This window comes from Morganella sp. BCCO 40_0007, assembly GCF_032989665.1.
Classification (GTDB): domain Bacteria; phylum Pseudomonadota; class Gammaproteobacteria; order Enterobacterales; family Enterobacteriaceae; genus Morganella; species Morganella sibonii.
The window spans coordinates 87,184-101,967 of the sequence record NZ_JAVBIN010000004.1; the positions used below are offsets into that span (position 1 = coordinate 87,184).

Genomic DNA, 14,784 nt, shown 5'->3' on the forward strand with positions numbered 1-14,784 from the left:
TTTTCAACAACGCCCATCTATGGTGTAGATGTTTGGTGGTATTTTACACGTTCTCTGAGGCAAGTGAAAGAAGTGTGATACATCTCACTTAAAAAATAAATGATTATAAAACATAGAGATAAAATCCATCCTGCCATTTTTTTACAAAATCAGCGGCGCATACCACGCTCAGCGACGAATTCAGAGGGGCATATCATAAACCTATTCAGGATAAAAGAGATACTTTTTTTGCGTTTGCGGCCGGGAAACAAGCGGGCCGGCCTGATTGCACCACATTGGTGCACTACCATCTCACAGACAGAATCAGAAACGCACCAATATGGTGCAATTTACGGCATTTCCGCTATCCTTATTTGAGTAATACGCTGCAGTAACGCGGTTTACCCCCTTTTAAAAAAGTTGGCACGCTTTTCGCTTTATATTTATCAAGCAATGTGAGAACCGCAATCAGTGTCCCTCCGGGTGACCACCAGAGGATTGACGGAACATCCCAAACCAGGAGATCTGAATATGTCTGTTGAACATGTATTGACCATGATGGAAGAGCACAACGTTAAATTCGTGGACTTACGCTTTACCGATACCAAAGGCAAGGAACAGCATGTATCGATCCCTGCTCATCAGGTAGATGAAGATTTCTTCGAAGACGGAAAAATGTTTGACGGTTCCTCAATGGCCGGCTGGAAAGGCATCAACGAATCCGACATGGTACTGATGCCGATCGCGGAATCCGCCCTGATCGACCCGTTCTTTGAAGTCCCGACACTGGTTCTGCGCTGTGATGTCTTAGAGCCGAACACCATGCAGGGTTATGACCGCGACCCGCGCTCTATCGCCAAACGTGCCGAAGATTTCCTGCGCACCAGCGGTATTGCGGATACCGTCCTGTTCGGGCCTGAACCTGAGTTTTTCCTGTTTGATGACATCCGTTTCGGTGCGGATATCTCCGGCGCTTACTATCATATCAATGATATCGAAGCGGCCTGGAACACCGGTACTGTCTATCCGGAAGGCAACAAGGGTCACCGTCCGCGTGTGAAAGGTGGTTACTTCCCGCTGCCGCCGGTCGATTCCTCACAGGATCTGCGTTCTGAAATGTGCCTGGTTATGGAAGAGATGGGCCTGGTCGTTGAAGCGCATCACCATGAAGTCGGTACTGCCGGCCAGAACGAAATCGCCACCCGCTTCAATACCATGACACTGAAAGCGGATGAAACCCAGATGTACAAATACGTGGTGCAGAATGTGGCGCACCGCTACGGTAAAACCGCAACCTTTATGCCAAAACCGCTGATCGGCGATAACGGCTCCGGTATGCACTGCCATATGTCTCTGTCAAAAGACGGCGTTAACCTGTTCTCCGGGGATAAATATGCCGGTCTGTCAGAAATGGCGCTCTATTACATCGGCGGGATCATCAAACACGCCCGTGCCCTGAATGCCTTTACCAACCCGACCACCAACTCTTACAAGCGTCTGGTGCCGGGCTATGAAGCACCGGTGATGCTGGCATACTCTGCGCGTAACCGTTCGGCTTCAATCCGTATTCCGATTGTGTCCAGCGCGAAAGCCCGCCGTATTGAAGTCCGCTTCCCGGACCCGGCAGCTAACCCGTACCTGGCCTTTGCCGCACAGCTGATGGCCGGTCTGGATGGCATCATCAATAAAATTCATCCGGGTGATGCAATGGACAAAAACCTGTATGACCTGCCGCCGGAAGAAGCAAAAGAAATCCCGACAGTCGCACCATCTCTCGGTGATGCACTGGATGCACTGGCTGCTGACCACGAATTCTTAACCCGTGGCGGTGTATTTACCGAAGATGCGATTAACACCTATATCGACCTGCTGCGTGCTGATGTTCAGCGCCTGAATATGACTCCGCATCCGGTTGAATTTGATATGTATTACAGCGTGTGATTCTGATTGTGCCTCAGAATGAGGCACACAGAGTGACAGGTTCCGGTTTATTTTGTTGCCGTGAAGCACTTGACCCGCCGTTGGGCGGGTCCTTTTCTCCTGCGGGGTAAATACGCTACAATGCACCAAATTGGTGCAAAGAGGTGGATGACAATGAACCCGGATAACAGACCGCAGGCGGAACAACTCCTTGATTCACTGATTAACTGTGTCCTGCTGCTGGATAATGACCTGATTATCCGCTACGCCAATCAGTCGGCTATGCAGTTATTCGCCCAGAGTGCCCGTAAACTCACCGGCACACCGCTCCCTATTTTATACAGTTACCTTTCCCTCGATACCGCTGCCTTTCAGTCCGCACTGGCAGAAGGCCACAGTTTTACTGACAACGATGTGACCCTGGTGGTAAATAATCAGATGCATGCACTGTCCCTGAGTGCACAGCCGGTATCCGGGAATTTTATTCTGCTGGAACTGACCCCTCTCGACAGTCACCGGCGCATTACCCAGGAACAGTTACAGCAGGCGCAACAGGCCGCTGCCCGTGATCTGGTGCGCGGACTGGCTCACGAAATCAAAAATCCGCTCGGCGGACTGCGCGGTGCCGCACAGCTGTTATCCCGCGCGTTACCGGACCCGTCACTTCAGGAATACACACAGGTTATTATCGAACAGGCTGATCGCCTGCGGGCGCTGGTTGATCGCCTTCTTGGCCCCCAGCATCCGGGCCGGAAAAGTATGCAGAGCATTCACCATGTGGCGGAGCGGGTCTTTCAGCTTATCAACCTGGAAAAGCCGGACAATATCACGCTGGTCAAAGATTATGATCCCAGTTTGCCGGAGTTATCGCATTATCCCGACCAGATCGAACAGGTTATCCTCAATATTATGCGTAATGCCCTGGAAGCCCTGCACGCCTCAGGGGGCACGATTATTCTGCGTACCCGCACTGCATTCCAGGTGATGCTGCACGGCGAGCGCTACCGGCTGGCAGCCAGAATTGATATTGAAGACAACGGCCCGGGAATTCCGCCGCATATCCTGGATACCCTGTTTTACCCGATGGTCAGCGGCCGTGAAGGCGGCTCCGGGCTGGGTTTATCCATTGCCCGTAATCTGATCGATCAGCATAACGGCAAAATTGAATTCAGCAGCTGGCCGGGTCATACCTTATTTTCACTTTATCTGCCAATCCGTCAGTAAGCCTGTTGAGGAGGTCATATGCAGCCGGGAAAAATCTGGGTCGTTGATGATGACAGCGCGATCCGCTGGGTGCTTGAACGGGCACTGAACAGCGCCGGTTATACCTGTCTCTGTTTTGACAGTGCTGAAAATGCCCTGGCGGCGCTGAACAGCGGGCAGCCGGACGTGCTGATCTCCGATATCCGGATGCCGGGCATGGACGGATTGTCCCTGCTGGCGGCGGTCAAACAGCATAACCCCCTGCTGCCGGTAATTATCATGACCGCCCATTCCGACCTGGATGCCGCGGTAAATGCGTACCAGCAGGGTGCGTTTGATTATCTGCCGAAACCCTTTGATATTGATGATGCCGTCACGCTGGTCGCCCGTGCTCTGGAACATTACCGGGAACAGCATCTGCCGGTACGGCAGGAAGTCACTGCTGATCCGGTTTCCGGCATTATCGGGGAATCCCCGGCAATGCAGGAAGTGTACCGGGTGATAGGCCGGTTATCCCGCTCCTCCATCAGTGTGCTGATTAACGGTGAATCCGGGACCGGGAAAGAGCTGGTGGCTCACGCTCTGCACCACCACAGCCCGCGTGCGGACGCGCCGTTTATTGCTCTCAATATGGCAGCGATCCCGAAAGACCTGATTGAATCAGAACTCTTCGGCCATGAAAAAGGGGCGTTTACCGGTGCCTTACAGGTACGTCAGGGGCGTTTTGAGCAGGCTGACGGCGGCTCGCTGTTTCTCGATGAAATCGGTGATATGCCGCTCGATATTCAGACCCGGCTGCTGCGCGTGCTGGCAGAAGGCCAGTTTTACCGTGTCGGCGGTTATGCACCGGTGAAAGTGGATGTCCGGATTATTGCCGCGACTCACCAGGATCTGGAACGGCTGGTAACAGAAGGTAAATTCCGCGAAGATCTGTTTCACCGCCTGAATGTTATCCGCATACAGTTACCGCCGCTGCGGGAACGGCCGGGGGATATTCCGCGTCTGACACGTCATTTTCTGCAAAAAACAGCAAAAGAGCTGGGAACCGAAGCGAAAACACTGCATCCGGATACGGAAAAATTACTGATGCAGCTACGGTGGTCCGGTAACGTCCGCCAGCTGGAAAACGTCTGCCGCTGGCTGACCGTGATGTCCGCCACTCAGGAAGTGCTGCCGCAGGATCTGCCTGCTGACCTGACAATGACCGCTGCCGGAGAGCAAATCTGTTATGAAAACAGTTATGGCCCGGCTGCCGGCAACTGGGATAAACAGCTGGCACAGTGGGCGGATGCACAGTTACAGGCCGGAAAAACAGATTTGCTGGCGGATGCCCTGCCGCTGTTTGAGCGCACCCTGTTGCAGTGCGCACTGAATTACAGCAACGGACACAAACAGGATGCCGCCCGTCTGCTGGGCTGGGGGCGTAATACACTGACACGGAAACTGAAAGAGGCCGGGATTGATGACACCGCATCAACCCCGGAAGCAGATTAAATCACGCGGGAGAACTGACGCTGCCGCATCTGGTTACGCAGGTAAGTATCAAAACACATACAGATATTACGGATAAGCAGACGTCCGCGCAGCGTGACCACCAGAGCATCATCGCGGATCTCAACCAGCCCGTCATCGGCCATCGGCTGCAATAATTGCAGATCTTCGGCGAAATGGGTTTTAAAATTCAGATTGTACTGTTTTTCAATCTGCGCATAATCCAGGCGGAAATTACAGATCAGCGCCTTAATCACATCACGGCGCAGGCAATCCTCTTCCGTCAGCACCAGCCCGCGGCACAATCCGTTGCCGTACTCTTCCACCTGTGCATACCAGGTTTTCAGGTCTTTCTGGTTCTGGGCATAGTGATCACCCAGCATGCTAATCGCAGAGACGCCAAAGCCCAGCAAATCACACTCTTCATGGGTGGTATACCCCTGAAAATTGCGGTGCAGAATGCCGTTATTCTGAGCGATAGCCAGTTCATCATCCGGTTTGGCAAAGTGATCCATCCCGATAAACTGATAGCCGCTGCCGGTCAGGCTTTCAATCGTCTGCTGTAAAATCGTCAGTTTCTGCTCTGCGGACGGCAGGTCTTCATCTTTGATTTTCCGCTGGGCGGCAAACAGGTTCGGCAGATGAGCATAGTTAAAGACACTCAGGCGATCCGGTGACAGCTCCGCCACCCGTTTCAGGGTAAACGCAAAGCTCTCCGGGGTCTGTTTCGGCAGGCCGTATATCAGGTCGATACTGACGGATTCAAACCCGGTTTCACGGGCACGCTCCACCAGGGCAAAAATCGTGGCTTCATCCTGCTCGCGGTTGACCAGGCGCTGTACTTCTTTATTGAAATCCTGCACACCCATACTCAGGCGGTTAAATCCTTCCGCCCGCAGATGGTCGATAACATCCAGTTCTATTTCACGCGGGTCGATTTCAATAGAAAGCTCGGCATCCGCCGCAAAATCAAAATGCTGACGCAACATACCGGTCAGACGGCTGATCTGCGCTTTATCGAGATAGGTCGGCGTGCCACCGCCCCAGTGCATCTGATGCACTTCGCGCCCGGCAAATAACGGGGCACGGGCGGCGATCTCTTTCTCCAGCACAGCCAGATATTCATCCGCCTTATGCTTCTGCCGGGTGACTAATTTATTACAGCCGCAGAAATAGCATAATTTATGGCAGAACGGGATATGCACATATAACGACAACGGGCGCTGCGGATAGCGGTGTGCCGAGGCGATAAAATCACTGTCACTGTACTGCTGATTAAATTCCAGTGCAGTCGGATACGACGTGTATCGCGGACCGGAATAGTTATATTTCCGGATCAATGCCAGATCCCAGATGATCGCGTCAGACATGCTCTCCCCTTTGCTCACCTTTGCAGAATTAATATGTTTCCGTTCTCTGACGGTTTAGTGTGCCGCACAGTTTATCGGATCTGCCGCCCGATTAATATGATCACACCACAGACAGACAATCCGGTGTACATCACTTGATCCGGTGACATTACTACAGAGCCGTCAGCATCGCCGCTAATCCGAACAGAACACCGGGCGCATTGGCGACCGCCACCGGCAGATCTTTCACTTTAATGCCGTAAATCACCCAGAGTGTACAGTTAAATGCGGCAGCCAGCGGCTGTAACGGGGATGTTTTATGCCCCGCCAGATTGTCCATTATCTGAGGAATATACGAGACATACATACAGAATGCTGTAAAGGTTGCCACCCAGCCAAGGCAGCGGATAAAGCGGCTGTGATCATGCGGCTGACGTTGTGTATTACTCATTGGAATCTCCCGGAGAACCGTATCAGCATAACTTTGCATTATTCTTCAGAATTATTTATTATTTTCAATAATATATCTGCTCGTGCCGTCACAGAAAAACCGCTCTGATATTGCAGATAACCGCCTTAATGCCGGTATTTAATCCGCTATTAAGGCAGATAACACGGCAAACACGTAGGCTGAATATAAGAAAACCGGCATAACAGTCGCCTGTTACGCCGGTTTTAATGCAGTACCGCCGGTTTCAGCGGAATAACGGAAGATCAGCGCCCTTTCAGCAGTTGCATGATGTCATCGGTTTTCTCTTCATCATCATCTTCATCAAGAGAAATACCGAGTTTTTCCATCAGCGCATCGATACGTTCAAGCATGGTATCGACGTAAGTATTTTCTTCTGCGGTCAGGGTTTCATTGTTCTCAAGACGCTGCAGTAATGCATCGAGACGCTCGTCGTTCTCGAGTTTTACCAGCTCTTCTTCCGGAGACAATCCGGCTTTGAGCGGCTCAGCCGGTTTTTTTACCGCCGGTTTGACAGAGGTTCTGCCTTCAGCAATCAGCGGAACCGGTTTTTTACTGCCGATACGCGGATCAGCAACCGCATTATCCGTACCACGGCCGGTCTTGCGGGCATCATCCTGCTGACGGGCACCGGACGGATTACCGCGGTGCTTTTTCTGCCGTTTACGTTCACGGCCTTCCGCGTTGAGCTCCTCACGGCTTTTTTTGGGTGTCCGTGACCGGGATGGTTTTTTTGAAATAGCGGCCATATACCTTACTCGCTTAAAAATTAACTGATTAATTTGTGTTAACATTTACCACGTAAATGAACAGTACAAAACTATATTCACGGCTTCCGGGTTACCCGCAGCCATGACAGTGATTCGCTGGCGGCTAGTTTACCCTGATTTCCGTCAAAACGATCTATCATTTCGCCTCCGGGTGAATAATGAACACAGCTATTATTTTAACCAAGATATAGAATTATGCACTTTTCACAACAAACGTCACACCGCCCCGTCTGGTTTTGGGTCGCAGCTTATGTCACGCTCTGGATTATTATCAGTTACAGATTCGATCCGACAGTACCGTATGATGCAGTAGAAGCCCTCAACTGGGGAAAAACCGGTGAATGGGGTGCGCCGAAAAACCCGTGGCTGGTCGGCATGCTGATGTATCCGGTCATCGCCTTCCCTGATCTGATTGCCGCCGATTTCTACTGGTATTTCATTCATTTTACCGGCATCGGGATCGGTATGGCCGGCGTGTGGTATCTGACACACCGCCTCACACAGCGTACTGATTTTGCCTGGCTGGCACTGCTGTCACTGAATCTGTCGGGGATCATTAATTTTGATTTAATTCCTTATAATGATAACTATATCCTGGTCACCTTCTGGCCATGGGTGCTGTACTTTTTTGTCCGTGCCGTTTATGACAATCCCGCCTGGTGGATGGGTTTTGCACTGACGTCGGGGCTTGCCACCATGGGCAAATATTCCACCCTGGCGCTGGTCGGTATGGTCTTTCTGTTTACCTTGTTTGTGCCGAAAGCGCGGGAAAGTTACCGCTCGCCCTGGTTTTATGCCGCTATCGCCCTCTGGTTTGCTCTGGTCATTCCGAATGTTATCTGGCTGGTTAACAATGATTTTGCCGCCTTTAAATGGGTCGGTTCACAAATTAAAACCGGTTTAACCCTGAAAACCACCGGTTCACTGTTCACGGTTTTTTATCCGCTGATCATTATTGCCGTCATTATCCGTCTTAAAGGCGGCCGTTTCGGCTGGCCAAAAGAACAGGCAAAACGGCTTATCAATATTATGATTCTGGCACCGCTCGCCGTAATTTATATCTGGTTCACCTTCCATAAAGGCGGACGCATTACCGAGTGGTTACAGCCTTTTGTCCTGCTCAGCATCCCCGCGCTGATCTGCTCGGTGGTAACACCGCCGGTAAAACCGCTGAAAAACGTGATGAACGGGCTGATAGCCTTTGCGGTTATCGTTATCGCAGGCTATGCCACAGTGATGAGTCTCAATATCCGCGATGCCGGACAGAAAAATATCGGGCTGAAAATCTTTACTGCGGAGGCGGAAACCTGGTGGGAGCAGGAAACCGGAAAACCGCTGAAATATACCGGCGGGGAATACCTGCATGAGTGGCTGACCTTTTACGGTAAGCACCAGCCGGAAACTATCCAGCCGTGGATCAATGAGTTTGGCCATACCTACCGGGCAACCAATATTTATAACCTGCATGTCACCCGTGAGGATATCCGCCGGGACGGTGCCCTGCTGATCGGCAAAGCGAACAGCACCTGCGCGGATGAGCCGTTTACCGGCGCGCTGGAAGACTGGCCGGATCTGGTTATCGCGAAGCGGAAACAGGTCGTATATCAGTCACAGCCCGGCGCAAAAGAAGAAGCCGTCTGTCTGGGGATTGTGTATCCCGCCCGCTAAAACAGAGACAAAAAAACCGCGCCGGTATCACCGCGCGGTTTTTTCACATCTGACTGACGGCCTGAATCAGGCGTCCACAAATACCATCTTCAGAATAAACAGCAGTGACACCACCACCACACACAGGTTCAGCTCACGCCAGCGGCCGGTGCCCAGCTTCATGGCGCAGTAAGCGATAAACCCTAATGCAATCCCTTCAGTGATAGAGAAACTGAACGGCATCATCACGGCGGTCACAAACGCCGGAACCGATTCGGTCAGATCATTCCAGTTCACGCGCACCAGGCTGGAAGTCATCAGAACGCCGACATAAATCAGCGCTCCGGCAGTCGCATAAGCAGGAACCATCGCTGCCAGCGGTGAAATAAAGATCGCCGCGAGGAACAGCAGACCGACCACAATGGCGGTCAGACCGGTACGTCCGCCGACAGAAACCCCGGAAGTACTTTCAATAAATGCGGTCACGGAAGATGTCCCCATCGCAGAGCCGGCGACGGAGCTGATACTGTCCACATACAGCGCTTTTTTCATGTTCGGGAAACGGCCTTTCTCATCCGCCAGCCCGGCTTTATCTGTCACACCGATCAGGGTTCCGGAGGAGTCAAACAGGTTCACCAGCATAAACGAGAAGATAATCCCGGCGAGGGATAAATCCAGCGCGCCCATGATATCCACATGACCGACCACAGAAGTAATTCCCGGCGGCACATCAAATATGCCCTTATAGGTGACATCGCCGAGGAAAAGCCCGATGGAGGTGGTCACCACGATTGACACCAGTACAGCCGCGTGGATATTACGCGCAGCCAGAATGGCGATAATAAAGAAGCCCAGTGCGCCCAGCACCACACCGTGATCGGTAAACTTACCGATAGTCACCAGCGTATCCGCGTTCGGCACAATAATACCGGCGTTTTTCAGCCCCATCATGGCGATAAACAGCCCGATACCGCTGGTGATCCCCACCCGCAGGCCCAGCGGGATATGCGCAATCAGCCAGTAACGGATGCGCAGCAGGGTCAGGATAAACAGCCCGACCGCCCCCCAGAAAATCGCGCCCATCGCCACTTCCCAGGAGTAATGCATTGCACCCACCACCACAAAGGCAAAGAAGGCATTCAGCCCCATCGCCGGCGCAACCGCCACCGGCAGGTTAGCAAATAACCCCATCCCGATACTGCCGATGGCCGCAATCAGACAGGTGGTGACAAACACCGCTTTGATATCCATCCCGGCGAACGAGAGGATTTGCGGGTTTACAAAGATGATATACACCATGGTGAGGAACGTGGTCAGCCCGGCAATAATTTCTGTGCGGACAGTTGTGCCGTGTTCCTGTAATTTAAACACGCGCTGGAGCAGGCCCTGATGAGGATCAGTGCCGGAAGTCGGAGTAGTCATGAATAAGGAGTCCCGGAAATTTGTTTTTTTCGGCTTATCCTACCGCATCATTTTCAAAAAGAAAACGTTTGCGTTTCATTGCGGGAAAATCCCGGCCATTAACTGTACCGGGATTGTCACTGATCAAACTTATGATGTACAGGCAGCCGGTTTTTCTGACAACTGTACCGGTTTCTCCCTGCCGCGGCCAAACAGACGGGCGAGCCATGACTGACGGGGCTGCCGCTGCAATGAATAACGGTGCATCAGGGCATTTGCGCCCAGTTCCAGCCCGGAACACATCACAAAATAGATAAAGGCGACAAACAGGAAAATCTCTGTCGGATACACCATACTGCGGTTATTGACCTGAGTCGCAAGAAACGACAGTTCCCCCACACCGACAATATAGGCCAGCGAGGTGTCTTTAATCAGCGCAATCCACTGATTAATAAAGGACGGGATCATCATCCGCAGCGCCTGCGGTAACACGATATGCCACAGCACTTCCCACCGGCTGAAGCCGAGAGACATACCCGCCTGCCACTGCCCTTTACCGATAGCCAGAATACCGGCCTTCACGCCATGAGCGATATAGGCCGAGGTGACCAGCGCCAGCGCACAGACCACCGTGGTGATTTCCGGCACATCCACGCCGAACGCGATTGGCAGCAGGAAATAGACCCAAAATATCAGCATAATGATGGGAATAGCACGGAAAAAACCGAGAAATGCGGCAAACAGGTTCACCCACCAGCCGCGCAGCATCGCCAGCATCACCCCGCCGATAGTCCCCAGCACCACGGAAATGGCCCCCGCAATCAGGCTGATCACCAGCGTCAGTGCCGCACCTTCCAGCGGTCCGTCAGGAAAAGTACCAAACAGCAGATATTCCCAGTTATCACGAATTACAGAAAAATCCATCTTAATACCCCCGTGCCAGAGCCCGCTGTGTCCGCCACTGTCCGAATGCTTCCATCACAGCGATAATGGCGATATAGAGGATCGTCGCGACGCCGAAAGCTTCAAAAGTTTGTAAGGACTGACTTTCTACCTGACGCGAGGCATAAGAGAGCTCAGCCACACCGATCGCCATGGTCAGGGACGAGTTTTTCACCACATTCATATATTGGCCGAGCAGCGGCGGCATGGCGATTCTGACCGCCTGCGGCAGCACCACATACCGCATGGACTGCCACGGCGTCAGCCCGAGCGCCAGCGCCGCTGATTTCTGCTGACGCCCGGTACCGGCAATGCCCGCCCGCAGTTCTTCCGCAATAAACGGTGCGGAGTAGAGCGTCAGCCCGAACCACCCGGCGATAAATTCAAATGACGGCCAGGCGAGTGTCAGCCCGGCCAGTTCAATCTCATGCGGCGTATTCAGCCAGATTTTCAGCGCCTGCGGCAGAATTTCCCCGGAGGCGAAATACCAGAAAAACAGCTGTACCAGCAGCGGCGTGTTACGGAATACACTGGTGTAAGCACTGACTAACCAGCGGGTCGGTGCAAACTGACTGTCCCGCCCGGCCACAAGCAGAAAACCGAGCAGTGTCGCCGCGAGAATTGTCCAGAATGCGATAAGCAGGGTGATTACAAACCCCTGCCCCAGCCATTCCAGATATTCCGGCGCAAGTAAGTGCGTACTTATAAATTGCTCAAACATCCGCTAATCCCGTCTGTTACCGCAGAAATGCAGGAAGCCTCACCGGAGTGAGGCCTGAATCAGATAATACAATCACATTACTTCGGCTGGTCAGCCAGCGGTGCAAACTTAAATTCACCGCGTGGCTGTTCCGCTTTGGTACCCGGACCAAACCACTGGTTATAAATCTGCTGTGATTTACCCTCACTTTCGAGTTTCAGCAGGGTTTTATTCACAGCTTCCACCAGACGGGTTTCCCCTTTCGGTGCGGCCAGCGCCTGATATTCACGGGTCAGGCTGAACGGTGAGAGTTCAAATTCTGCTTTTACTGACTCCGGCAGGTTACCCAGCAGCCCGACCAGTTTGGCATCATCCTGCGTGATAGCATCAACGTTACCATTACGCAGCGCGGCGAACGCCAGTGGGGTATCATCATAAGAAATCACTTTGGTACCCGGATATTTCTCGCGCAGCGTCACTTCCTGAACGGTACCTTTATCCGCACCGATGCGCAGTTTGGCTACATCTTCCGGCGTTTTCAGCACACCTTTGCGGGCGATAAATTTCTGTCCGGTCTGAAAATCAGGAATGGAGAAATCCACCTGTTTGGCGCGCTCATCCGTAATGGTGAAGTTCGCCCCGATTAAATCCACTTTGCCGGAGACCAGCAGCGGAATACGGTTTGCCGGGTTGGTCGGGCGCAGCTCCAGTTTAACACCCAGGTCATCCGCGACAGCCTGCGCAATATCCACATCATAACCGGCCAGTTTTTTGGTCTGCGGGTCGATAAATCCGAACGGCGGGTTGCTGTCAAAAACCGAAATACGGATCACACCGGCTTTCTGAATATCATCAAGCTTATCCGCCTGTGCGGTACCACTTACTAACGCTAAACCGGCAAGCAGAGCCGGAACAAATAATGTCGGTTTCATACACACCCCTGGAATCAGTCACGGAAAACGTCAATTTGTGTAAATCACACTCTCACGCTACCAACTCCTGCTTAGTTCCTGAAATACTAAGAAAGAATAATTCCATAACTGATTGTTCTAAGATGAACATAAGAGCAGATGCTGCGTCCGTAATAACAAGCCATTATCTTTAATTCATATACTTTTATCAAAAAAACTAATTACATTATTTATGATTATTTTTTGAAATAAAATCATGCGTTATTTTCTCCATTGAAATATTTCCTGTTCCCGATAAGAGATACTTAACAACCAACATTCTATTTAATTAAAATTAATATCATAGAGAAATTATTTATTTGCAACCCATTAATAAATAATCACATCTTATTATTTGTATATTTATCTTTCCGGCACAACCAAAGTAAAAAACGGATACAAATTTATAAAAAAAATACAGGACAGAAAAATAAAAATTTATAAAATTTGATAATAATCACATATCTGTAAAATACAAAATTAAGTACTGGTAAATATACCTGGTGATTCTAGATTTAAAGAGACTAATCCACATAGTCTCTTTAAATGAAAAACCGCAAAAATAGACGCTTATTTTTGTCAGTCTGGTATCTTATTTTTACCGGAGTTAACCATGTTAAAGAAAACGCTTATTACAGCAGTAGTTTCTGCCGCTCTTTTTTCAGGCTCCGCGTCTGCAATAACAGCAGCAGGCGGTATTATTAACATCACAGGTGCTATCAGTGATACTACCTGTACTATTAACGGAGGCAACAGCGCCGACTTCGCCGTATTATTAGATCCGATTACCGTAACCGATGCCGGCGTGACGGCAAATACCGTCATTACCAAAAATCAGAAAGCATTTACCATGACGTTCTCTGATTGTGCACCCGCATCAGTCCCGCCCGGAAGTAACCTGAAAATACATTTCGCATCCCCCAATAATATATCGTCAACCGGGAATTACCTGATTAACGATACTGTTAATGAAGGGGACCCGGCTGTCGCGAAAAATGTCGGGTTCAGTTTATCGTCAACAACCGCACCGTCAGTGGCACTTTCACTGAATGCGGCGTATGACACCGGAGTGAAAGGCGATAAAACGGCACCGGCATCGGATCAGGTGACATTAATTGCCAGTTATTACAAAACCAATACATCTCCTGCAAAAGTCGGGCCTGTACATTCCAACGTGATTTATACAGTCTCTTATTTATAACCATTGTCAGACAGTCAGGCTTGTCAAAAAGCCTGACTGTTTACGGGTGAATATAATGAAACGCCGATTCTTTTTTCTGATAATGATTATTTTGTCCGGTAATGCCGCTGCAAATATCGTGATTAACGGCACGCGGCTTATTTACCATGAAGAAAATGACAGCATTACTGTTCAGCTGAATAACAACAGTCAGATATCATCATTAGCCCAGAGCTGGACTGATGACGGTGATATTAATGCAACACCGGAAAACAGCAATTCCCCGTTTTATGTTTATCCGCCGATTGTCAAAATAGACGGAATGCAGGGACAGCAGCTTAAAATAAAGAAAAATAATGAAAAACTGCCGGATGACCGGGAAAGTGTCTTTTATCTCAGTGTGCTGGATATTCCGGCCACACCCGCCAATGCCAAAGGAAAAAGTGTGTTACAGGTGGCCCTGCGGTCACGGATAAAGCTGTTTTACCGCCCTGCCGGGCTGACCGCAAACCCGGAAACCGTCATTGATAATATTCAGTGGCAGCTTAAAGGTGATCATTTATCTGTCACCAATAATTCTCCGTACCATTTTACTATTGCGGCAGTCAATGCCAATGACAGCAGCCGCACATGGCTGGCGGCATCCGAAATGATCCCGCCCTTTTCTGAAAAACAATTGCCTCTGAAAAATAAACTCCCGGCCCGTAATGCCTCAGTAACCTATGTGGATGATTACGGTGTGTATAAGCCGAAGAATATTACTTTCTGACGGACGATAATAAC

13 protein-coding genes are annotated in these 14,784 nt (G+C 50.8%); 6 read left to right on the plus strand and 7 right to left on the minus strand.

Going from position 1 to position 14,784, the window contains the following annotated elements:
• Positions 1–510: 510 nt before the first annotated feature.
• The 3 genes from glnA (at position 511) to glnG (ending at position 4,596) form a co-directional block, all read left to right on the plus strand.
• The gene (gene glnA / locus R5268_RS06180; RefSeq protein WP_107679900.1) at positions 511–1,920 is read left to right on the plus strand and encodes a glutamate--ammonia ligase; all 1,410 of its coding nucleotides are present in this window, start codon (positions 511–513) and stop codon (positions 1,918–1,920) included.
• Positions 1,921–2,073: 153 nt separating this feature from the next.
• Positions 2,074–3,123, plus strand: a complete 1,050-nt coding sequence (gene glnL / locus R5268_RS06185) for a nitrogen regulation protein NR(II) (protein ID WP_046895002.1) — start codon at positions 2,074–2,076, stop codon at positions 3,121–3,123.
• A gap of 18 nt (positions 3,124–3,141) precedes the next feature.
• Positions 3,142–4,596: a nitrogen regulation protein NR(I) gene (gene glnG / locus R5268_RS06190; RefSeq protein WP_317419010.1), complete on the plus strand. Its 1,455-nt coding sequence runs from the start codon at positions 3,142–3,144 to the stop codon at positions 4,594–4,596.
• Here the strand turns inward: glnG and hemN are convergent.
• The 3 genes from hemN to yihI all read right to left on the minus strand — a co-directional run bounded on the left by hemN (position 4,593) and on the right by yihI (position 7,160).
• Positions 4,593–5,963: an oxygen-independent coproporphyrinogen III oxidase gene (gene hemN / locus R5268_RS06195; protein ID WP_317419009.1), complete on the minus strand. Its 1,371-nt coding sequence runs from the start codon at positions 5,961–5,963 to the stop codon at positions 4,593–4,595. The two genes, glnG and hemN, sit on opposite strands and share 4 nt — an antisense overlap.
• Positions 5,964–6,114: 151 nt before the next feature.
• On the minus strand, positions 6,115–6,393 hold the full coding sequence (locus tag R5268_RS06200; RefSeq protein WP_046895005.1) for a SemiSWEET family transporter: 279 nt from the start codon (positions 6,391–6,393) through the stop codon (positions 6,115–6,117).
• A gap of 263 nt (positions 6,394–6,656) precedes the next feature.
• Complete coding sequence (yihI, locus tag R5268_RS06205; protein WP_218454898.1) at positions 6,657–7,160, minus strand: Der GTPase-activating protein YihI; 504 nt, start codon at positions 7,158–7,160, stop codon at positions 6,657–6,659.
• 216 nt (positions 7,161–7,376) lie between these two features.
• Here yihI and R5268_RS06210 point away from each other — a divergent pair, with 216 nt between their 5' ends.
• Positions 7,377–8,849 carry a glycosyltransferase family 39 protein gene (locus tag R5268_RS06210; RefSeq protein WP_317419008.1) on the plus strand — a complete coding sequence of 491 codons (1,473 nt, stop codon included), beginning with the start codon at positions 7,377–7,379 and terminating at the stop codon, positions 8,847–8,849.
• Positions 8,850–8,915: 66 nt separating this feature from the next.
• On the opposite strand, the gene R5268_RS06215 is transcribed toward R5268_RS06210, so the two are convergent.
• The 4 genes from R5268_RS06215 to R5268_RS06230 all read right to left on the minus strand — a co-directional run bounded on the left by R5268_RS06215 (position 8,916) and on the right by R5268_RS06230 (position 12,803).
• Entirely contained in the window at positions 8,916–10,250 is a 1,335-nt protein-coding gene (locus tag R5268_RS06215; protein ID WP_046895008.1) for an NCS2 family permease, read from the minus strand.
• Between the two features lie 129 nt (positions 10,251–10,379).
• Positions 10,380–11,153, minus strand: a complete 774-nt coding sequence (locus R5268_RS06220; RefSeq protein ID WP_317419007.1) for an amino acid ABC transporter permease — start codon at positions 11,151–11,153, stop codon at positions 10,380–10,382.
• Between the two features lies 1 nt (position 11,154).
• Entirely contained in the window at positions 11,155–11,892 is a 738-nt protein-coding gene (locus R5268_RS06225) for an amino acid ABC transporter permease (protein WP_046895010.1), read from the minus strand.
• Between the two features lie 77 nt (positions 11,893–11,969).
• Positions 11,970–12,803: an ABC transporter substrate-binding protein gene (locus tag R5268_RS06230; RefSeq protein WP_025151537.1), complete on the minus strand. Its 834-nt coding sequence runs from the start codon at positions 12,801–12,803 to the stop codon at positions 11,970–11,972.
• A gap of 631 nt (positions 12,804–13,434) precedes the next feature.
• On the opposite strand from R5268_RS06230, the gene R5268_RS06235 reads away from it, so the two are divergent.
• A complete protein-coding gene (locus R5268_RS06235) occupies positions 13,435–14,022 on the plus strand; it encodes a fimbrial protein (protein WP_046895012.1) in 588 nt (195 codons plus the stop codon).
• Between the two features lie 55 nt (positions 14,023–14,077).
• Positions 14,078–14,770, plus strand: a complete 693-nt coding sequence (locus R5268_RS06240; RefSeq protein ID WP_317419006.1) for a molecular chaperone — start codon at positions 14,078–14,080, stop codon at positions 14,768–14,770.
• Positions 14,771–14,784 lie beyond the last annotated feature (14 nt).